At 58.8% G+C, this 18,506-nt stretch carries 22 protein-coding genes; 8 read left to right on the top strand and 14 right to left on the bottom strand.

Annotated elements, in window-relative coordinates; translation table 11 throughout:
* Positions 1–64: 64 nt before the first annotated feature.
* The 8 genes from modC to APH41_RS11745 form a co-directional block, all read right to left on the bottom strand.
* Positions 65–1,144: a molybdenum ABC transporter ATP-binding protein gene (gene modC / locus APH41_RS11775; RefSeq protein ID WP_054919081.1), complete on the bottom strand. Its 1,080-nt coding sequence runs from the start codon at positions 1,142–1,144 to the stop codon at positions 65–67.
* 5 nt (positions 1,145–1,149) lie between these two features.
* Complete coding sequence (modB, locus tag APH41_RS11770; RefSeq protein WP_003191329.1) at positions 1,150–1,830, bottom strand: molybdate ABC transporter permease subunit; 681 nt, start codon at positions 1,828–1,830, stop codon at positions 1,150–1,152.
* The gene (modA, locus tag APH41_RS11765) at positions 1,831–2,583 is read right to left on the bottom strand and encodes a molybdate ABC transporter substrate-binding protein (protein WP_054919080.1); all 753 of its coding nucleotides are present in this window, start codon (positions 2,581–2,583) and stop codon (positions 1,831–1,833) included.
* Between the two features lie 112 nt (positions 2,584–2,695).
* Positions 2,696–3,760, bottom strand: coding sequence for a nitronate monooxygenase family protein (locus APH41_RS11760; protein WP_054919079.1), 1,065 nt, complete (start codon positions 3,758–3,760; stop codon positions 2,696–2,698).
* 71 nt (positions 3,761–3,831) lie between these two features.
* On the bottom strand, positions 3,832–4,905 hold the full coding sequence (gene ada, locus APH41_RS11755; RefSeq protein WP_054919077.1) for a bifunctional DNA-binding transcriptional regulator/O6-methylguanine-DNA methyltransferase Ada: 1,074 nt from the start codon (positions 4,903–4,905) through the stop codon (positions 3,832–3,834).
* Between the two features lie 75 nt (positions 4,906–4,980).
* Positions 4,981–5,646, bottom strand: coding sequence for a DNA oxidative demethylase AlkB (gene alkB / locus APH41_RS11750; protein WP_034127498.1), 666 nt, complete (start codon positions 5,644–5,646; stop codon positions 4,981–4,983).
* A gap of 3 nt (positions 5,647–5,649) precedes the next feature.
* On the bottom strand, positions 5,650–5,817 hold the full coding sequence (locus tag APH41_RS29050; RefSeq protein WP_169918926.1) for a hypothetical protein: 168 nt from the start codon (positions 5,815–5,817) through the stop codon (positions 5,650–5,652).
* Positions 5,818–5,843: 26 nt separating this feature from the next.
* Positions 5,844–6,146: a DUF1883 domain-containing protein gene (locus APH41_RS11745; RefSeq protein ID WP_003191319.1), complete on the bottom strand. Its 303-nt coding sequence runs from the start codon at positions 6,144–6,146 to the stop codon at positions 5,844–5,846.
* A gap of 212 nt (positions 6,147–6,358) precedes the next feature.
* Between APH41_RS11745 and APH41_RS11740 the strand changes: the two genes are divergently transcribed.
* Together APH41_RS11740 and APH41_RS11735 are read left to right on the top strand one after the other, a co-directional pair.
* The gene (locus APH41_RS11740) at positions 6,359–6,709 is read left to right on the top strand and encodes a hypothetical protein (protein ID WP_003191317.1); all 351 of its coding nucleotides are present in this window, start codon (positions 6,359–6,361) and stop codon (positions 6,707–6,709) included.
* Positions 6,710–6,855: 146 nt separating this feature from the next.
* Entirely contained in the window at positions 6,856–7,086 is a 231-nt protein-coding gene (locus APH41_RS11735) for a hypothetical protein (RefSeq protein ID WP_034127497.1), read from the top strand.
* 5 nt (positions 7,087–7,091) lie between these two features.
* Here the strand turns inward: APH41_RS11735 and APH41_RS11730 are convergent, their stop codons facing one another.
* Together APH41_RS11730 and APH41_RS11725 are read right to left on the bottom strand one after the other, a co-directional pair.
* Positions 7,092–7,373, bottom strand: coding sequence for a hypothetical protein (locus APH41_RS11730; RefSeq protein ID WP_003191312.1), 282 nt, complete (start codon positions 7,371–7,373; stop codon positions 7,092–7,094).
* Positions 7,374–7,514: 141 nt separating this feature from the next.
* Positions 7,515–7,700 (bottom strand): hypothetical protein, encoded by a 186-nt coding sequence (locus APH41_RS11725; protein WP_034127495.1) that lies wholly within the window; start codon positions 7,698–7,700, stop codon positions 7,515–7,517.
* A gap of 311 nt (positions 7,701–8,011) precedes the next feature.
* Here APH41_RS11725 and galU point away from each other — a divergent pair, with 311 nt between their 5' ends.
* A complete protein-coding gene (gene galU, locus APH41_RS11720) occupies positions 8,012–8,851 on the top strand; it encodes a UTP--glucose-1-phosphate uridylyltransferase GalU (protein WP_003173830.1) in 840 nt (279 codons plus the stop codon).
* Positions 8,852–8,956: 105 nt separating this feature from the next.
* Positions 8,957–10,315 (top strand): glutathione-disulfide reductase, encoded by a 1,359-nt coding sequence (gene gorA / locus APH41_RS11715; protein WP_054898428.1) that lies wholly within the window; start codon positions 8,957–8,959, stop codon positions 10,313–10,315.
* Here the strand turns inward: gorA and APH41_RS11710 are convergent, their stop codons facing one another.
* A complete protein-coding gene (locus APH41_RS11710; protein ID WP_054919075.1) occupies positions 10,316–11,323 on the bottom strand; it encodes a DNA-binding protein in 1,008 nt (335 codons plus the stop codon).
* A gap of 170 nt (positions 11,324–11,493) precedes the next feature.
* Between APH41_RS11710 and APH41_RS11705 the strand changes: the two genes are divergently transcribed.
* The 3 genes from APH41_RS11705 (at position 11,494) to ahpF (ending at position 14,819) form a co-directional block, all read left to right on the top strand.
* Positions 11,494–12,426, top strand: coding sequence for a site-specific integrase (locus tag APH41_RS11705; RefSeq protein WP_054898430.1), 933 nt, complete (start codon positions 11,494–11,496; stop codon positions 12,424–12,426).
* A gap of 133 nt (positions 12,427–12,559) precedes the next feature.
* Positions 12,560–13,123, top strand: a complete 564-nt coding sequence (gene ahpC, locus APH41_RS11700) for an alkyl hydroperoxide reductase subunit C (protein WP_003191303.1) — start codon at positions 12,560–12,562, stop codon at positions 13,121–13,123.
* A gap of 130 nt (positions 13,124–13,253) precedes the next feature.
* Positions 13,254–14,819 (top strand): alkyl hydroperoxide reductase subunit F, encoded by a 1,566-nt coding sequence (ahpF, locus tag APH41_RS11695; RefSeq protein ID WP_054919072.1) that lies wholly within the window; start codon positions 13,254–13,256, stop codon positions 14,817–14,819.
* A 132-nt stretch (positions 14,820–14,951) separates the two neighbouring features.
* Here ahpF and gloA read toward each other — a convergent pair whose 3' ends face one another.
* Positions 14,952–15,473 (bottom strand): lactoylglutathione lyase, encoded by a 522-nt coding sequence (gloA, locus tag APH41_RS11690; RefSeq protein ID WP_054919070.1) that lies wholly within the window; start codon positions 15,471–15,473, stop codon positions 14,952–14,954.
* Positions 15,474–15,651: 178 nt separating this feature from the next.
* On the opposite strand from gloA, the gene APH41_RS11685 reads away from it, so the two are divergent.
* Positions 15,652–16,188: a DUF4946 domain-containing protein gene (locus tag APH41_RS11685; RefSeq protein ID WP_054919069.1), complete on the top strand. Its 537-nt coding sequence runs from the start codon at positions 15,652–15,654 to the stop codon at positions 16,186–16,188.
* Positions 16,189–16,299: 111 nt separating this feature from the next.
* Here APH41_RS11685 and APH41_RS11680 read toward each other — a convergent pair whose 3' ends face one another.
* Both APH41_RS11680 and APH41_RS11675 read right to left on the bottom strand, forming a co-directional pair.
* Positions 16,300–16,665 carry a histone-like nucleoid-structuring protein, MvaT/MvaU family gene (locus APH41_RS11680; RefSeq protein WP_014718508.1) on the bottom strand — a complete coding sequence of 122 codons (366 nt, stop codon included), beginning with the start codon at positions 16,663–16,665 and terminating at the stop codon, positions 16,300–16,302.
* 194 nt (positions 16,666–16,859) lie between these two features.
* Positions 16,860–18,404: an EAL domain-containing protein gene (locus APH41_RS11675; RefSeq protein WP_054919068.1), complete on the bottom strand. Its 1,545-nt coding sequence runs from the start codon at positions 18,402–18,404 to the stop codon at positions 16,860–16,862.
* Positions 18,405–18,506: the final 102 nt, after the last annotated feature.

Here is an 18,506-nt window from a genome sequence, read left to right as displayed (position 1 = left end):
CCTTGGCAACAAATCAGGCCGGTATGTCTGATTGACCGCAGCACCCTGCGGTCGTGCCAAATGGTTAAGCCAGCACCGCCACCGCCTTGATTTGCGCCCACAGTGTCTGGCCCGGATGCAATTGCAACTGGTCGTGTGAGAAGCGCGTGATGCGTGCCAGCAAGGGCGTGCCGCCGGCGTCGAGGCGCACCAGCACGTGGGCGCTTTTGTCCGCGCCAATAGTCTGGGTGACGGTCACCGGCAAGCGGTTGAGGATGCTGCTGTGTTCCTGGGCCTGCAGGCTCAGGCTTACATCCCGTGCCTGGACCTTGACCCGCAGCGGGTTGCCCACCGCCAGCGGGACATGGGCCACGCGCATCTGCAACGGGCAATCGGGCAACTGCAGAGTGAGCAACTGATAGTGCGCGTCGTAGGCAACGACGCTGCCGGCGATCACCACGCCGGCATCGTCGCCCAGCGCCAGGGGCAGATCGAGGCGCGCCAGGGTCTCGCCGATCGGGCCGCTGGCCAGGGCCTTGCCGTCGCTGAGCAAGACAATATGGTCGGCCAGTCGCGCCACTTCGTCCTGGGCATGGCTGACGTACAGCACCGGGATATCCAGCTCGTCGTGCAGGCGTTCCAGGTAAGGCAATATCTCGCTTTTGCGCTGGCTGTCCAGGGCCGCCAGCGGTTCATCCATCAACAACAACTTGGGGCTGGTGAGCAAGGCGCGGGCGATGCCGATGCGCTGGCGCTCGCCGCCGGACAAGTGTTGCGGGTGACGCTCAAGCAAGTGTCCGATGCCCAACAGTTCGGTGGCCTGGGCCATGTCCACGCGCCGTTGCAGACGAGGGATACGTTTGAGGCCGAACTCCAGATTGGCGCGCACCGACAGGTGCGCAAACAGGCTCGCTTCCTGGAACACATAGCCAAGGGCGCGTTTATGCGGCGGTACAAACAGCCCTTTGCGGCTGTCTTGCCAGACCTCGTCGTTGATCTGTACAAAACCGTGTTCGGCGCGTTCCAATCCGGCGATGCAGCGCAGGCACGTGGTCTTGCCGGAGCCAGAATGCCCGTACAGCGCGCTCACGCCACGGCCGGGCAATTGCAGGTCAACATCCAGTGTGAAGGCGCAATACTTCAGGTGCAGGCGTATATCCATCATCGCGATCAGCTCCAGCCCATCTTGGTTTTACGGCTGGAATAGAGCGCCAGCAACACGAGGAAGGCGAACACCACCATGGCGCCGGCCAGCCAATGGGCCTGGGCATATTCCATGGCTTCGACGTGGTCGTAGATCTGCACTGAGACGACACGGGTCTTGTCCGGGATATTGCCGCCGATCATCAGCACCACGCCGAACTCACCGACAGTGTGGGCAAAGCCGAGGATCGAGGCGGTGATAAACCCAGGGCGTGCCAGCGGCAGGATCACCGTGAAAAACGTGTCCCACGGGTTGGCGCGCAAGGTCGCGGCCACTTCCAGCGGGCGCGTGCCGATGGCAGAAAACGCGTTCTGCAACGGCTGCACTACGAAGGGCATGGAGTAGATCACCGAGCCAATCACCAGCCCGGCGAAACTGAAGGTGAGGGTGCCCAGGCCCAGCCATTGGGTGAACTGGCCGACGTACCCGTTGGGCCCCATGGCCAACAGCAAGTAAAAGCCGATGACCGTTGGCGGCAACACCAACGGCAGTGCGACCACTGCGCCGATGGGGCCGCGCCACTTGGAACGGGTGCGTGACAGCCACAGGGCGATCGGTGTGCCGATGATCAATAGGATCAGGGTGGTCAGTGAGGCCAGTTTGAGGGTTAACCAGATCGCAGAAAAGTCAGCACTCGACAGGGGCATTTACAGCTCGTAACCGTAGGATTTGATAACGGCAGCCGCTTTCGGGCCTTTGAGGTAGTCCACCAGTGCCTTGGCGGCGGCGCTGTCCTTGCCCTTATTGAGGATTACGGCGTCCTGTTTGATCGGGTCATGCAGGGAGGCCGGAACAACCCACGCCGAACCGCCGGTGACTTTGCCGTCCTTGTAGATCTGCGACAAGGCCACAAAACCCAGCTCGGCGTTGCCGGTGGAAACAAACTGATAAGCCTGGGTGATGTTCTGGCCCTCGACGAGCTTGTCCTTGACCTTGTCGCTCAAGCCTTCCCTGGCCAGCAATTGGGTGGCGGCCAGGCCGTAGGGCGCTGTTTTGGGGTTGGCGATGGACAAGTGCTTGAATTGGTTTTTCTTCAGCACATCACCCTTGGCGTCCACATAGCCTTCTTTGGCCGACCACAGCGCCAGGGTGCCGACCGCGTAGGTGAAGCGTGAACCCTTGACGGTAGCGCCTTCGCTTTCGAGTTTTTGCGGGGTGGTGTCATCGGCGCTGAGGAACACCTCAAATGGCGCGCCGTTCTTGATCTGAGTGTAGAACTGCCCGGTGGCACCGTAAGCCGCGACCAGTTTATGGCCGGTGTCTTTCTCGAAGTCGGCGGCAATCGCCTGGATCGGGGCGGTGAAGTTGGCGGCCACGGCCACCTGCACTTCATCGGCATGGGCCGTACCCAAGGCAAAGGCGGCAAGCAGGGGGGCCAGGCGCGAAACGCGGGTCATCATGAAGCAACTCCTTGAAGGTGTACGGCAGGTTGTAGGTAAAGAGGCTTACCGCTATGTATGGGAATATATAGCGGTAGGCTATTGCCGGTACAGCATCAAGTTGCTGCGCAGGTCAGTCGCGGGTGAATCGGGTTATCGCGTGCTCGGCCAGTTCGCGGGTCAGGTCATAGGTGGACAGGTCTTTGCCCAGCCTCAGGGCCTGGCCTGCCCACAGGTTACTGAAACCGGCTTCATCCTTGGCCTTGAGCGGCATTAATGCGCCTCCGGCTTTGGGGAATGCCGGCGCCGCCGGGTTGATTGCGCCGAGTTCACGCATTACGCGGTTGACGATGCCCCGCGCCGGGCGGCCGGTAAACAGGTTGGTCAGCGCGGTTTCGCTAGCCTGGGCATGGCGCAGCGCGTGGTGATGGGAAGCGCTTACAGTGGCTTCGGGAGTGAACAGGTAGGCCGTGCCGACCTGCACGGCCGAAGCGCCGAGTGCAAAGGCGGCGACGATGCCGCGCGCATCGCCGATTCCGCCCGCAGCAATCACCGGCACGCTGACCGCGTCGACAATCTGCGGTAGCAGCGCCATCAAGCCGATCTGGCTGTTGAGGTCATCGCTGAGAAACAGGCCACGATGCCCACCAGCTTCGATGCCCATGGCGATAATCGCGTCGCAGCCGTGCTGTTCCAGCCACACGGCTTCCTCGACAGTGGTGGCCGATGACAGCACCTTGGCACCGGTGGCTTTTACCCGGTCCAGCAAAGACTTCTCTGGCAGGCCAAAATGAAAGCTCACCACTTCTGGCCGAAACGCTTCCACTACCTGGCAGGCTGCGTCATTGAACGGCGCGCGGTTGGACACCGGGGTTGGCGCATCGAAGTCGGCGCCCAGCTCATAGTAGTAAGGTTGCAGCAAGGCCTTCCAAGCCTGGTCCCGCGCGTCATCGGCATCGGGGGGTTGATGGCAGAAGAAGTTGATGTTCAGCGGCGCATGACTGGCCTGGCGAATGAGAGCCAAGGCATCGCGCAGTTGCTCCAGGCTCAGCGCCGCCGCAGGCATCGAGCCCAGGGCGCCGGCCTGCTGGGCGGCGATGACCATGGCGGTGGTCGTCGCGCCAGCCATCGGCGCCTGGATAATCGGCACCTCAATGCCCAACAGGTCAAGAATGCGGGTGTCTGGCCAGGTGCTCATGGGGTGCTTCTCCAGCGTTAGTAGGGCTTTTCGCTGTTTTAGCAGGGCAATCAGCACCCGGCCAGTCTGTTTTATTCACTGGACGGAAGCGGCGTTTTGTGGCGCTGGGTTTCGCGCTCGAGTAACTGGCGCTTGCGCTCTACGCCCCAGCGGTAGCCCGACAGCTCGCCACTGCTGCGCACCACGCGATGACAGGGAATCGCCACCGCCAGGTGGTTGGCACCGCAAGCCTGGGCCACGGCGCGAAAGGAGGAAGGTGCACCGATACGCTCGGCAATCTGCGCATAGCTGGCGGTGCTGCCCGCAGGGATTTCGCGCAACGCCTGCCACACCCGCTCCTGAAAGGCCGTGCCGCGCAGGTCCAAGGGCAAATCCAGGCCCACGGCAGGGGCCTCGACAAAGCCGACGACGTGGGCCACCAGTTGTTCGAAACCCTGATCCGCGCCGATCAACTCAGCCTTGGGAAACTGGTCTTGCAGGTCGCGCACCAGTTTGTCCGGATCATCACCCAATAAAATCGCACACACGCCACGTTGGCTTTGCGCCACCAGAATCGCCCCCAGCGAGCACTGGCCAACGGCAAAGCGGATGGTGTTATTGGCGCCGCCGCCTTTGTAGTCTCCAGGTCTCATGCCGAGCACTTGGTCGGCGGCTTCATAAAAGCGGCTATTGGAATTAAAGCCCGCGTCATACAGGGTGTCCGTCACCGAATGCTGGCCCTTGAGGCCGTCGCGCACTCTGCGCGAACGCAGGGCGCTGGCGTAACCCTTGGGGGTCAACCCGGTGTTGGCTTTGAATACGCGGTGGAAGTGAAAGGGACTCAGCCCGGCGCATCGGGCCAGCACATCCAGGCTAGGCGGAGTTTCGGCCTGCTCGATTTGCCGGCAGGCCTCGGCCACCAGTTGCCCATGGTGAGCGGCCAACTGGGTCTGGTCGCCGGCAGCGCGTTTACTGGGACGATAACCGGCGGCTTCGGCCTGCGCCGGCGTGTCGAAAAACTCGACATTCTCCGGGCGCGGCAAACGCGAAGCGCTGCTGGGGCGGCAATACACGCCGGTGGTTTTCACGCCGTAGACAAACAAGGCGTCGGCCTTGGCATCACGGGCAATAATGGCAGCCCAGCGCGGATCGTGTTCGTTGTTCATGGCCTGCACTCTTGACGGTTCAGGAGCAGATTAAGCCTGCCGCTCGCAATCGACACTCCGAAGCTTGCGGTCAAATTAACCGGCGGTGCGAAAGGTCAGGTTGATGCGCTGCGGGCCCATGACCGGATGCACGCCGTCCTTGATCGGCATCACGCCATGAAAGCGCAGGCGATCAACGCCGCCCCACACCACCACATCACCATGAAACAGCGAGACCTTTTGGGTTTTGTCGCTGCGCGCATGGCCACCGAACAGGAAAATCGCCGGCAGCCCCAGGGACACCGACACCACGGGCGCGCTGTAGCTGCGCTCGTTCTTATCCTGATGCAGGGACATCTTCGCCCCCGGTACGTAACGGTTGATCAAGCAGGCATCGGGTTGAAAACCGCCAAAGCCGGCCTCGATAGCCGCAGCCACCGCCAGTTGGCGCAATGTGTCGGGCATGACGGGCCAAGGTTGCTGGCTGCGCGGGTCGAGTGGGCTGTAGCGATAGCCATGGGCGTCGGTGGTCCAGCCCAGCTCGCCGCAACTGCTCAGCGCCGCAGACATGGTAAAGCCGCCGGGAGTGACCATCTGCCGAAACGGTGATTGAGCCAGGACACGCCGCAGTTCAGGCAATAACCGCTCGATCCAGGGCAGGGCATAGCCCCTTAGTACATAGGACTCTTCGCCAATTTGCTCGCGCCCGGCAGGCTGTTGCAGGGCCTCGTCGGCAAACAAATCGGCGGTAGGGCCAGGCATGGCTTACAGCGCCTTGCTCACGTTGATGTCGGTGATTTCGTCGTTGGCATCATGAATTTTTGCCAAGGCTTGCTTGGCTTCTTCGATGCTGTTGTTGTGCAACTGGGCAAATTCAAAGCGGCGTTCGCCGTTGAGCTTGTACTTGATGACGTATTTGGTTGTGGTGGTCACAGCTTTTTTCCTGTCAGGTGTTCAGGTCAGCTCAGCTTGCTGCTGGTACGACGAACGATACGGATCTTGTGGGACAACGCAGGTTTACGGGTCACGCTGATGGCGCGACGGGTCACCACATCCAGGGTGATGTTCCAGAACCCGGTGCTGGGCGCGGTGATCTTGGCCGGGAATTTATCAAATGCGCCGCCGTGGTAGGTATGGCGGCCGCCATTTTTGAAGCTGCGAAAGTTCGCATCGCTCATCAGGCGAATATTGCAGGTCTGCGAGCATTCGATGACGACAATGTCTCCCTCGTTGAGGTGCTCACGCTGGTGGATGAATTTCATGGGGTGTCTCCAGAAGGGCTTTTTCTGAAAAATCAGAACGATACGTAGGTTAAGATGGAGTTTATCAGCCCCAGCGCGTTTATTATCGGGCCGTCGTCGACGACTTCGACAATTTAAAACAGTTATTTACCGAGTTATCACAGATAAATCCTACGTTGGTGGGAGAAAATTACCATCCCCGCTGTCGTAGGGTCTTTATCGGAGGTTTTTGTATGAAGTGGAGTGTGTTGGTGCTGGCCTTGGCAATAGGTGGGTGTGCTTCGGTTGCAGATATCAAGCAGACCCCGCCAACATTGGTGGTCATCTCAGGGAAGAAACCGCAGGAATATGCGGCGTGTGTGGTACGCAAATTGGAGGCGACCCGTCGGCCGCCGCAAATCGAACCCCATAAAGACGGCATTCAGGTGATCGTGCCGCAGAAGTTCTCGGCAGACCCGTCGGCGATCTTTGAAATCGAAGACCGCTCCAGCGGTAGCAGCATCAAGCTTTATGAAAGCATGTCCAATGTGCCGATCCGCCCGGGCGACGTGAAGAAGGCGGGGGAAGAATGCATTTCCGGTTGAGCTCCAGACTCATCCCTCACACCCGATAAAAAAAAGCCCTTACCCTGCAGGGACGGTATGCATCCGTTAAACTGTCGGGCATTCACTATAAAGATGCCGCTCAAACCCGGGGTTTGAGCGGCATTTGTTTTTCTGGAAAGCCGGTTATGAAACGAGAACACGTCAAAGCCCGCCATGCCGAAGGGCAGATCTCGGCCACCCATGTCATCCAGAACCCCGCCGATCTGGGCGAGTGGATCGTATTTTTCAAGAAGAGCGGCGGGCGCAGCTACTTCCTGGTGGACGAACAGGATGAGGTCGAATCATTTGCTCGCCTGGATGACCTGATCGAAATCCTGCGGGGCCTGGGGATCAAGTTCGCTGAAGTGCACCTGTAGCAACGTTACTTGCAGACCACCACCACGCTGCGGCCTTTGAAGTTGCCCACGTCCTGGCCCAGGGTCTTGTCGCTTTCCTTGAGTGCCGGCGTGCCATTGGTGCCGACGATGCGGTAGCCGGTGCCCGCGCAGGAGGCGTCCGCCTTCTCGTAGCAACTGGCCCATGAATTGGCCTCGCCCGAGCAGTCGATGGTCAGGCCTTGCTCGCCATTTTTCAGCAGGGTGTCGGAGGCGGTGGTGCAGCCGGCGAGTGCCAGTACCGCGGTCAGTGCCAGGATTTTTTTCATAGAGGGGGTCGTCATCGAGGGTATTGGAAGGGCGCGCTGACACTGTCGTGGCGTTGTTGAAGATTATAGCGAACTGCCATCTAGGTACAGACAAACAAAAAAGCCCCGTTTAACGGGGCTTTCAAAGCAGTGCAAAGAGGCTTACTTGGTTTTCGGCCGCTTGCTCGATGCATGGCCTGCCTCATCCACAAACACTTCGGCGACGGCGATCGCCATGCTTTCGGACTCGAATACGCCGGCAACGCTGTCACCGTGAAAATTGATCAAGTGCCAGCCGTCTGCTCGCTTAGTGATCAGGTAGCCGTTTACACCTTTTGGTTCTGACATCTGTTGGCAATCTCGTGGTCTTGGTTCAAGGCGCACATGATAGCGCCAAATGCCGGGGCAGGGCGCAAGTTGTTGCGGGTCAGTGCCAGGGGTGCAAAAGCGTGCTAAAACCATTGCAGCCCTTTCAAACAAGGGGTCGACGCGAGTTCTGACCAACCGTTGGTGACACCCATTGCAGGATCAGCGGAACTTACGCCGACATTTTTTCTCTATGATGACATCGCAACGCCAGCAGAACCCCATTGTAAGGTGACTGCGGCCTGATTAGACTGCGCCGAATTCCGTACGCACAGCCCTTTGTAAGGACTCATATGATCAAGAAATGCTTGTTCCCAGCAGCCGGTTACGGCACTCGCTTCTTGCCAGCGACCAAAGCCATGCCCAAAGAAATGCTGCCAGTGGTGAACAAGCCACTGATTCAGTACGGTGTGGAAGAGGCTCTGGATGCCGGTTTGAACGAGATCTCCATCGTCACGGGTCGTGGCAAGCGCGCGCTGGAAGACCACTTCGACATCAGCTATGAGCTGGAAAACCAGATCAAGGGCACCGACAAGGAAAAATACTTGGTCGGTATCCGTAAACTGCTCGACGAGTGCTCGTTCTCCTACACCCGTCAGACTCAGATGAAAGGTCTCGGCCATGCCATCCTTACCGGTCGCCCGCTGATTGGTGACGAACCCTTTGCCGTGGTCCTGGCGGACGACTTGTGCGTCAACCTGGAAGGCGACGGTGTGCTGACCCAGATGGTCAAGCTCTACCAGAAATACCGTTGCACCATCGTTGCGGTGATGGAAGTCAACCCAACCGAAACCAATAAGTACGGTGTTATCGCCGGTGACGATATTGGCGATGGCCTGATCCGCGTACGCGACATGGTCGAGAAGCCAGCGCCGGAAGACGCGCCATCGAACCTGGCGATCATCGGTCGTTACATCCTCACGCCGGACATCTTCAAGCTGATCGAAGAAACCGAGCCAGGCAAGGGTGGCGAGATCCAGATCACCGACGCTCTGCTCAAGCAAGCCAAAGACGGCTGCGTGATTGCCTACAAGTTCAAGGGCCAGCGTTTCGACTGCGGCGGCGCTGAGGGCTACATCGAAGCGACCAACTTCTGCTACGAGCATTTCTACAAGACGGGCAAGGCTTACTGATCCACGCTTGCCGGCACGTTTTAAGCGAAAGCCACCTTCGGGTGGCTTTTTCGTTTTTCAGCCCCATGTAAGTCGGTATGCTGGTGTACTGCCGAGGAGAGTGAAATGGCCTACGATTTTGACCTGTATGTAATTGGCGCCGGTTCCGGCGGTGTTCGCGCGGCGCGCTTTGCCGCGGGCTTTGGCGCCAAGGTGGCTGTGGCCGAGAGCCGCTACCTGGGCGGCACCTGTGTGAACGTCGGCTGCGTGCCAAAGAAGCTGTTGGTGTACGGCGCGCATTTTGCCGAAGATTTTGAACAGGCCAGCGGCTTTGGCTGGTCCCTGGGCGAGGCGAACTTTGATTGGGCGACCCTGATCGCCAACAAGGATCGTGAGATCAACCGCCTCAACGGTATCTATCGCAACCTGTTGGTAAACAGCGGCGTGACCCTGCATGAAGGACATGCACGCCTGGTCGATGCCCATCAGGTGGAGATCAACGGTGAGCGTTTCACTGCCAGGCACATCCTGATCGCCACCGGCGGCTGGCCGCAGATCCCTGAGATTCCAGGGCGCGAGCACGCCATTGGCTCGAACGAGGCGTTCTTCCTTAAAGAGCTGCCCAAGCGCGTGCTGGTAGTGGGTGGTGGTTATATCGCCGTTGAGTTCGCGGGCATCTTCCACGGCTTGGGCGCGCAAACCTCATTGCTGTATCGCGGTGACTTGTTCTTGCGCGGCTTTGACGGTTCGGTGCGCAAACACCTGCAAGAAGAGCTGACCAAGCGCGGCCTGGACTTGCAGTTCAATGCAGACATCGAGCGCATCGACAAACAGGCCGACGGCAGCCTCAAGGCCACTTTGAAGGATGGCCGCGTGCTGGAAGCCGATTGCGTGTTCTACGCCACTGGCCGCCGTCCAATGCTGGATAACCTGGGCCTGGAAAATACCGGGGTCAAACTGGACGAACGCGGTTTCGTCGCGGTGGATGATCTCTATCAGACCGCCGAGCCGTCGATCCTGGCGATTGGCGATGTGATTGGTCGTGTGCAACTGACGCCGGTGGCCCTGGCTGAAGGCATGGCCGTGGCGCGGCGGTTGTTCAAGCCCGAGCAATACCGCCCGGTGGATTACGCCAATATCGCGACGGCGGTATTCAGCCTGCCGAATATCGGCACAGTCGGCCTGACAGAAGAGGATGCACGCAAAAATGGCCACAACGTGCAGATCTTTGAAAGCCGGTTCCGGCCGATGAAGCTGACCCTGACCGATTGCCAGGAAAAGACCTTGATGAAGCTGGTGGTCGACGCCGACACCGACAAAGTACTGGGTTGCCACATGGTCGGTCCGGATGCGGGTGAGATCGTGCAAGGGCTGGCGATCGCGCTCAAGGCGGGCGCGACCAAGCAGCATTTCGATGAAACTATCGGCGTGCATCCTACGGCGGCGGAAGAATTCGTCACCATGCGCACGCCTGTAGCGGACTGATCAGGTTGGCTCTGCTGCCTCTGGCGCCGTTGCAACGACGGTCGCCAGGCGCAGGGCTTCGATGCTTGCCTGGGCCTTGACCAGGTCCAGCTCAAGCGCCTTGTTGTGCTGCTGATACTCCAGCAGTGACGCTTGGCGCGATTGGCTGTCCAGCACGGCAACCCGTAGGCGCTCCTGGAGCAGGGTGCGCTCGCTGTCGATCTGGCTGAGCTGCTCCTTGAGTTTCAGCTGTAGCGCCTGGTCCTGGCGAGCTTGCTCCTGCAGCGTATTCAATTCCTTGGTTGTCACTCGCTGCTCACTCAGCAGGCGCTCGTTGTCGCGATGCAGTTGGGTGATTTCGTCCTGGCGCACCAGTGCGCTTTGCTGCGCCTGACGCAATTCGGCCTGTACCTGTTGCAATTGGCCCTCATGGCGACGCTGTTCCTGCTCGCGCTGCTCCTTGATGGCAGTGCGGTAATGCTCAAGCGCATCGCGGGCGTGCAGGTGTTTTTCTTCCAGTGAGCGAATCTGCTCGTCTTTGTCGTTGAGCCTTAGCTCGTAGTCGCTGCACGCCTGGCTCAGCCCGGCGTTACGGGTTTGCTCGGTCTGCAGGCTGGTGCTGGCGGTTTGCAGCGCCGCGCTTTCTTCAGCGAGGGCAGCGGCCTGGATATCAAATTGCTGTTTGAGTTGGGTATGCGCTTCTTCCAGGGTTTCTACCTGGGCGAGCAGGGCGGCTTTTTGTTGCTCGAATTGCGCCAGGGCCAGGTCGATCGGCTCTTGGGCCTTCTCTTTCAGGCGTTGGGACAGGCGTGCAACTAGCTCGCCCAGCTCATCATCAATCGGTGCTTGGGTGATGGTCTGGCGCGTCTCGCTTTCGTCCAGCTCTTTCAAATAGCGATGAATGGTGGTTTTCGAGCCGGTATTGCCCATTTCGATACGCACCGCATCGATGCTGGGGTTTTCGCCACGGGCGAGGATCGCCAGGCGTGCCGTTTGCACTACTGCTTTGTTTATGCCGCCGCGAGCCATGGGGTCTCCGTCGATTTAGTACTGTGGTACATAGTATGTATATACATACTATATCATGATTGAAAACTGGTTGAAATTCATGATTTAACAGATGGGATATTGGCGTATTATCCCGTGTCATAAGCATTTTCATCAGCCATCCACCCCTTCAGCAGTACGAAAACACGCCTATGAGCGACCTCGACCGATATCTCAACGCCGCCACTCGCGACAACACGCGCCGCAGCTACCGCGCGGCCATCGAGCATTTCGAAGTCAGTTGGGGAGGGTTCCTGCCGGCCACCAGCGAGAGTGTGGCGCGCTACCTCGTGGCGCATGCCGGGGTATTGGCCGTCAACACCTTGAAACTGCGGCTCTCGGCCTTGGCGCAATGGCATACCAGCCAAGGGTTTGCCGACCCGACGAAGGCGCCGGTGGTACGCAAGGTGCTCAAGGGCATTCGCGCTGTGCACCCGGCGCGGGAGCGGCAGGCCGAGCCTTTGCAGCTCACGCAGTTGGAGCAAGTAATCGCTGCCCTGGACATTGAAGCCAAACAGGCCAGCGAGCGTCACGACCAGCCGCGCTTGCTGCGGGCCAAGCGCGACGCTGCGCTGATTCTGCTGGGCTTCTGGCGCGGCTTTCGCAGTGATGAGCTGTGCCGATTAAGCATTGAGCACGTGCAGGCCGTGCCAGGCGCAGGCATCAGCCTGTACTTGCCACGCAGCAAAAGTGATCGTGAAAACCTCGGCAAAACCTACCAGACCCCAGCGTTGCTGCGGCTGTGCCCGGTGCAGGCTTATAGCGAGTGGCTCAGCGCCTCGGCTTTGGTTCGCGGCCCGGTGTTTCGCGGCATTGACCGTTGGGGCAACCTGGGTGAGGAGGGCTTGCACCCCAACAGTGTGATCCCGTTATTGCGCCAGGCCCTTGAGCGCGCAGGCATCCCCGCCGATCAATATACCAGCCACTCCCTGCGTCGGGGTTTCGCCACTTGGGCGCATCGAAGTGGTTGGGATTTGAAGTCGCTGATGAGTTACGTCGGCTGGAACGACATGAAATCTGCGATGCGCTATGTTGAAGCGACGCCGTTTCTAGGCATGACCCTGGCAACCCAACCGCTGATTTGAGATTTTTTCTATTAATAGCGTCACCTGATAGAGAAACCCAATCGTCAGCATCAGGTTTGCCAATGAGCCATCGACCGAGAGAGCCGGTAGGATTCACCTCATCAACTTCTTAACCCCTGACGGAGAGTCAACGATGCCTATCATCAACAGCCAAGTAAAACCGTTTAAAGCCACCGCTTTCAAAAACGGCAGCTTCGTCGATGTGACCGACGCTGACCTGAAAGGCAAGTGGTCGGTTGTCTTCTTCTACCCAGCCGATTTCACCTTCGTCTGCCCGACCGAACTGGAAGACCTGGCTGACAACTACGCCGAATTCCAGAAGCTGGGCGTCGAAATCTACAGCGTTTCCACCGACACCCACTTCGCCCACGCTGCCTGGCACAACACTTCGCCAGCCATCGGCAAAATCCAGTACACCATGATCGGCGACCCAACCCTGACCATCTCCCGCAACTTCGACGTACTGATCGAAGAAGCTGGCCTGGCAGACCGCGGCACCTTCGTGATCAACCCAGAAGGTCAGATCAAGATCGTTGAACTGAACGACGGTGGTGTAGGCCGTGACGCTTCCGAGCTGCTGCGCAAGATCAAGGCTGCTCAGTACGTTGCCGCCCACCCGGGTGAAGTATGCCCAGCCAAGTGGAAAGAAGGCGAGGCCACTCTGGCACCGTCTCTGGACCTGGTCGGCAAGATCTAAGTCTGTGAACGCGTATCAAGGGCGGGTATCCGCACTTAAGTAAGCTGCATCCGCCCTCAAAACGCCCGGGCGAGATTCGCTCGGGCGTTTTTTTGTCTGCAATAAACCGAATGAACAGGAAATCGCCCGTATGTTGGACGCCAATCTTAAAGCTCAGTTGAAGTCATACCTGGAACGGGTCACCCAGCCGATCGAGATCGTCGCCTCCCTCGACGACGGTGCGAAATCCCAGGAAATGCTTGCTCTTTTGCAGGACGTAACCAGCCTCTCCACGCTGATTACTCTGAACACCAATGGCAATGATGCGCGCAAGCCATCGTTCTCCATCAACCGCCCGGGTGCCGAGATCAGCCTGCGTTTCGCCGGTATCCCCATGGGCCATGAATTTACTTCGCTGGTGCTGGCCCTGCTGCAAGTCGGTGGCCACCCGTCGAAGGCCAGTGTCGAAGTGATTGAACAGATCCGCGCCCTCAAAGGCGAGTTCAGCTTCGAGACTTACTTCTCGCTGTCGTGCCAGAACTGCCCGGACGTGGTCCAGGCGCTGAACCTGATGGCCGTGCTGAACCCGAACATCCGCCACGTTGCGATTGATGGCGCGCTGTTCCAGGCTGAAGTCGATGAGCGCCAGATCATGGCGGTCCCGAGTGTCTACTTGAACGGGGTCAACTTTGGCCAAGGCCGTATGGGCCTGGAAGAAATCCTCGCCAAGCTCGACACCAGCGGTATCGAGAAAGCCGCGGAGAAAATCAGCGCTAAGGATGCCTTCGACGTCCTGGTAGTTGGCGGTGGCCCGGCCGGGTCTTCGGCTGCCATCTATGCGGCACGTAAAGGTATTCGTACCGGTGTGGCGGCTGAACGCTTTGGTGGCCAGGTGCTGGACACCATGTCCATCGAAAACTTTATCTCGGTACAGGAAACCGAAGGGCCGAAACTGGCCAGCGCACTGGAAGCCCATGTGCGTCAGTACGACGTGGATATCATGAACCTGCAACGCGCCAGTAGCTTGATTCCGGCAAAAAATGCCGGTGAGCTGCACGAAATTCGCTTCGAAAGCGGTGCGACCCTCAAGTCCAAGACCGTGATCTTGGCCACAGGCGCGCGCTGGAGAGAGATGGGTGTGCCCGGCGAGCAGGAATACAAGGCCAAGGGCGTGTGCTTCTGCCCGCATTGCGATGGCCCGCTGTTCAAGGGCAAGCGTGTGGCGGTGATCGGCGGCGGTAACTCCGGCGTAGAAGCGGCCATTGACCTGGCCGGTATCGTCAGCCATGTCACCTTGCTTGAATTCGACAGCAAGCTGCGCGCCGATGCCGTGTTGCAACGCAAGCTCTACAGCCTGCCGAACGTGGATGTAATCACCAGCGCGCTGACCAGTGAAGTCAAAGGCGATGGCCAGAAAGTCACCGGCCTTGCCTACAAGGACCGCGACACTGGTGAGTTCAAGACCATCGACCTGGAAGGCATCTTTGTGCAGATTGGCTTGCTGCCCAACACCGACTGGCTCAAAGGCAGCGTAGAGCTGTCGCCGCGTGGCGAGATCATTGTCGATTCCCGTGGCGAGACTTCACTGCCTGGCGTGTTCGCCGCCGGAGACGTAACGACTGTGCCGTACAAGCAGATCGTGATAGCAGTAGGCGAGGGCGCCAAGGCTTCGTTGAGCGCGTTCGATCACTTGATCCGCACCTCTGCTCCGGCGTAATCCTGAGCTGCAAATAAAAAACCCCATGAGCGATCATGGGGTTTTTCTCGTTCCCACGCCCGGCGCGGGATTCTCGTTCCCACGCTCCGCATGGGAATGCATCCGGTGACGCTCCCCGTCACGCAGTGCTTATTACATCGGCGCCGGCTGGATGATCTCCACCCAATAAGCATCCGGGTCTTTGATGAACGCGAGGCTCTTCATACGGCCATCCGTCAGGCGTTTCTGGAAGTCGCAACCCAAGGCTTCGAAACGTTCGCACGCCGCGACAATGTCCGGCACCGAGATGCAGATATGGCCAAAACCACGCGGGTCGGTGTTGCCGTTGTGGTAGGCAAAGTCGGCATCGTTTTCGGTGCCGTGGTTGTGGGTCAGTTCGAGAATGCCCGGAATCGACTTCATCCACTGAGTGCGCTCGGCCGCGTCGGCCGGGATCTGGGCCTTGTCCACCAGGGCCAGGAAGTACAGGCTGAATTCGGCTTCCGGGAAGTCACGTTTCTCGACCAGGGAGAAACCCAGGATGCGCGTGTAGAAATCCAGCGACTTGGTGATGTCCTTGACCCGCAACATGGTGTGGTTGAACACAAAGTTCGCCGTGGCGCTGTCGGGTTGGGCAGTGACGCCCGGGAAGGTGTTCAATTCGTGCAGGCTCATGGGCCCTCCAGAAAAAATGTGAGATGAGCGGTCCATTGGCTTGCGGCCTGCGTCCATGCAGGCGGGCCATGATACGCAAGCCGCACCGGGTGCGCCAAATGAAAAAGCGCGCCCAACCCTTGCAGTCAGCGCGTGCCGGGCCGCACACTTTGCCGCTGGAACCTTGGGTGTTTTTGCAATGATCGAGTTTCGTAGGCCACTGTTGAGTGCTGTGTGCGTGTTGTTGGGCAGCCCGTTTGTGCTGGCCGCCGAGCCGGAAGTCCATTGGCCCAGCGGTTGGCAGGTCGAGGAAGTAGTGCCTGACGGCGAGCTCCTTGCCAAACCCCAAGCAGTGTCCCGGCAGCGAGCGATCAAGAATGATGAAAATGGCGCCACGTTGATGGTGATGGAGTTGACCGGAACGCCGATTGAGGCCGGCCATAAAGTTAATCTTCCCGGCGTGTTGCTGGAGATGCGCAAGTCGATCCAGAAAGACTTTGCCCGTGGTGGTTATCAAAGCGTGTGCAGCAAAATGCACCCCACGACATTGAGTCGTCTTGATGCGCTGGAAACTACCTGTGTGATTACCGAGAACGGTCGACACGTATTGTCGCAAACATTAGTCGGTGCGCTGGATGTCGACAAAGCCTATGTTTTTTCATACGCAGGCCAGGCGCAAGCGTACGAGGCGAGCAAGGAGGAAGTCAGTCTGGTGCGCAACAGTCTGAAACTTTGACAGGTTCAAGCTGAGCGAATTTGAACAATACGAACCCTGAGTTAAGTTCGATTCCGAACCGTTAGAGCAAAAAAAGCCCCGCGTATGCGGGGCTATTTTTTAGTACATGTTTCAGCCACGAAGCCAGGAGTCTACAGTGGCGGCGCCGTACTGCTCTTTCCAGGCTTTGAGGCCGCGGTGGTTGCCACCTTTGGTCTCGATCAGCTCGCCGGTGTGCGGGTTGTGGTAAACCTTGACCACCCGTGCGCGGCGCTGTTTTGGCGCCGCGGCGGCCGGTGCGCCGCCTTTGCGTGGCGCTGGATCGAGGATGGCGATCACATCGCGCAGGCTTTTGTCGTATTTGCCCATCAGCGTCTTGAGCTTTTCTTCGAATTCGATTTCTTTCTTCAGGCCAGCGTCGTTCTTCAAGGATTCCAGCTGGGCAAGCTGCTCTTGAAGGGCTTTTTCTGCTGCGCGAAATTCGGCGAGTCTGGACAAAATATATACTCCAATAATGTAGTTGCTGATATCAACTGCAGACAAAGCTATAAGCCAAGAACGTTAAGCCACGTCAACGAAAAAGACCCTTCTGCGAGTTCTGCACAGGCAGAAAAAATTGTAGTAGTTAATTCATCTCGAGTAAATCATGTCTTTTAAAGAAAGACCAATCTTTCATGGTAGGTGGTACACGGCTATTCAACGATACCCAACGACTTAATGAATTCATCGCAGGGTAATGGTCGACCAAACAGGTAACCCTGTAGGAAATCCACGCCCTGGGCAACGAGGTATTCACACTGTTGGGCTGTTTCCACGCCTTCGGCAACAATGCCTAGATCCAGCTTGACCGACAACTCTATGATGCTGTCTAGAATATGCCGCGACAGCGCATCCGCACCGATCATGGCGACAAAGCTTTGATCGATCTTCAAGTAGTCGACATTGAAATTGCGCAAATATCCCAAGCTGGAGTGGCCGGTGCCGAAGTCATCAATGGCGATCATGACCCCCATTTGATGCAGCGCCTCGAACAGGCTGCGGGTGGTCTCGGTGGGTTCGATCAGTTCCCGCTCGGTCAACTCCAGCACCAGGGTGACCTGGCCGGGTGGGAACGCGGCGAGGAATTCCCGGCAGTCCTGCACCAGCGCCATGTCCTGGCAATGGCGGGCTGTGATGTTCACGCCGATATGAAAGCCAGGGCTGAAGCGTGCGGCATGGGGCGCCAATTGCACGGCGGTCTGGCGCAGCAGGGCACGGGTCATCGGCACGATCAGGCCAGAGTCTTCGGCCAGGGGAATAAACAGGTCCGGGCGCACCAGGCCTTCTTTGGGATGCTTCCAGCGCATCAGGACCTCACAGCCGGCCCATTGGCGTGTGTCACCCCGTACCACCGGTTGGAAATACGGGATGAACTCATTGGCTCCCAAGGCGCGTTGTAACTCGTGGGTCGGCGCGGACGAGCGTTTTTGCAGCCAGTGAGCGAGCAGCCCCGCCAATATCCCGAAGAACACCACCAGGCTGAACAGCGCTGGATACCGCGCCTGCATGTAGCGCCAGACTTCACCCTCGGGCATCCCGGCCTCGACACTGTATTGATAGCGCTCGGAAGCCAGGCGTTGTGGCGCCACGGCAAATACCGGCAGCGCGCCTTGATGCACCTTGCCGTCGGCATCCAGCCAGTTCGGGCCGACGTGCAATACCAAGTGCGCGTAACGGCTGATCAGGCGCAAGGCGTTGGTGAGGTGGTAACCGTCAACCGAGGCAAACGCGCCTTGATCGCCTTCCACCAGGCGATACACCAATAGCGCGGTATCGGGTGTAACGGGGTTGCCATTCATCAACCACAGGCGCCCATCGACATAGTCGTCCGGGTTGACTGGCGATTGGTAGCGACCGCCAAACAACGAACTGCAATAGATGTTTTTCTGCCAGGACAGCGTCGTGGCCCGCACAAACGGCCGGCGCGTGACTTGTTCACGTAGCGCCAACTTGGCGACGCTGTCACAAGGTTTACCGGCCAGCGGCAGCAAAGCTTGGGCAGCGATGGCGGTATTGTCCAGCATCAGGTCGAACTGGCGCACCGCTTCTTGAGCGGTTTGCGCTGTGCTTTGCTCGAGCGTGCGTTCGGCTTGCCAGTAAAGAATTACCACCCCCAACAGAATGGGCAGCAGCCCGCACAGGGTGCTGATGAAATAGCGTGCGGCTCGGCTTCGTGGGCCTTTGACGGTCAGGGGCATGGGAGCAGTCAATCGTGAAAAAGAGAGTGGGCTCTGCCGATGATAGATGGCATTGCACGGGGCTGCTCACTTGTTTAACGCCTACTGACCTAGCCGTTCGGT

Source organism: Pseudomonas sp. NBRC 111138, assembly GCF_001320835.1.
Classification (GTDB): domain Bacteria; phylum Pseudomonadota; class Gammaproteobacteria; order Pseudomonadales; family Pseudomonadaceae; genus Aquipseudomonas; species Aquipseudomonas paracarnis.
The sequence above is the reverse complement of the archived record's forward strand: the minus strand, read 5'-3'. Positions and strand labels throughout refer to the sequence as shown.

What these genes read in the sequence shown, in the direction of transcription:
- galU (WP_003173830.1), top strand. Translation starts at nt 8,012, where the DNA reads ATGATCAAGAAATGCTTGTTCCCAGCAGCCGGTTACGGCACTCGCTTC.
- ahpC (WP_003191303.1), top strand. Translation starts at nt 12,560, where the DNA reads ATGCCTATCATCAACAGCCAAGTAAAACCGTTTAAAGCCACCGCTTTC.
- gorA (WP_054898428.1), top strand. Translation starts at nt 8,957, where the DNA reads ATGGCCTACGATTTTGACCTGTATGTAATTGGCGCCGGTTCCGGCGGT.
- APH41_RS11710 (WP_054919075.1), bottom strand. Translation starts at nt 11,323, where the DNA reads ATGGCTCGCGGCGGCATAAACAAAGCAGTAGTGCAAACGGCACGCCTG.
- APH41_RS11675 (WP_054919068.1), bottom strand. Translation starts at nt 18,404, where the DNA reads ATGCCCCTGACCGTCAAAGGCCCACGAAGCCGAGCCGCACGCTATTTC.
- APH41_RS11685 (WP_054919069.1), top strand. Translation starts at nt 15,652, where the DNA reads ATGATCGAGTTTCGTAGGCCACTGTTGAGTGCTGTGTGCGTGTTGTTG.
- modA (WP_054919080.1), bottom strand. Translation starts at nt 2,583, where the DNA reads ATGATGACCCGCGTTTCGCGCCTGGCCCCCCTGCTTGCCGCCTTTGCC.
- ada (WP_054919077.1), bottom strand. Translation starts at nt 4,905, where the DNA reads ATGAACAACGAACACGATCCGCGCTGGGCTGCCATTATTGCCCGTGAT.
- APH41_RS11730 (WP_003191312.1), bottom strand. Translation starts at nt 7,373, where the DNA reads ATGAAAAAAATCCTGGCACTGACCGCGGTACTGGCACTCGCCGGCTGC.
- modB (WP_003191329.1), bottom strand. Translation starts at nt 1,830, where the DNA reads ATGCCCCTGTCGAGTGCTGACTTTTCTGCGATCTGGTTAACCCTCAAA.
- gloA (WP_054919070.1), bottom strand. Translation starts at nt 15,473, where the DNA reads ATGAGCCTGCACGAATTGAACACCTTCCCGGGCGTCACTGCCCAACCC.
- APH41_RS11705 (WP_054898430.1), top strand. Translation starts at nt 11,494, where the DNA reads ATGAGCGACCTCGACCGATATCTCAACGCCGCCACTCGCGACAACACG.
- ahpF (WP_054919072.1), top strand. Translation starts at nt 13,254, where the DNA reads ATGTTGGACGCCAATCTTAAAGCTCAGTTGAAGTCATACCTGGAACGG.
- modC (WP_054919081.1), bottom strand. Translation starts at nt 1,144, where the DNA reads ATGATGGATATACGCCTGCACCTGAAGTATTGCGCCTTCACACTGGAT.
- APH41_RS11740 (WP_003191317.1), top strand. Translation starts at nt 6,359, where the DNA reads ATGAAGTGGAGTGTGTTGGTGCTGGCCTTGGCAATAGGTGGGTGTGCT.
- alkB (WP_034127498.1), bottom strand. Translation starts at nt 5,646, where the DNA reads ATGCCTGGCCCTACCGCCGATTTGTTTGCCGACGAGGCCCTGCAACAG.
- APH41_RS11745 (WP_003191319.1), bottom strand. Translation starts at nt 6,146, where the DNA reads ATGAAATTCATCCACCAGCGTGAGCACCTCAACGAGGGAGACATTGTC.
- APH41_RS11735 (WP_034127497.1), top strand. Translation starts at nt 6,856, where the DNA reads ATGAAACGAGAACACGTCAAAGCCCGCCATGCCGAAGGGCAGATCTCG.
- APH41_RS11725 (WP_034127495.1), bottom strand. Translation starts at nt 7,700, where the DNA reads ATGTCAGAACCAAAAGGTGTAAACGGCTACCTGATCACTAAGCGAGCA.
- APH41_RS11760 (WP_054919079.1), bottom strand. Translation starts at nt 3,760, where the DNA reads ATGAGCACCTGGCCAGACACCCGCATTCTTGACCTGTTGGGCATTGAG.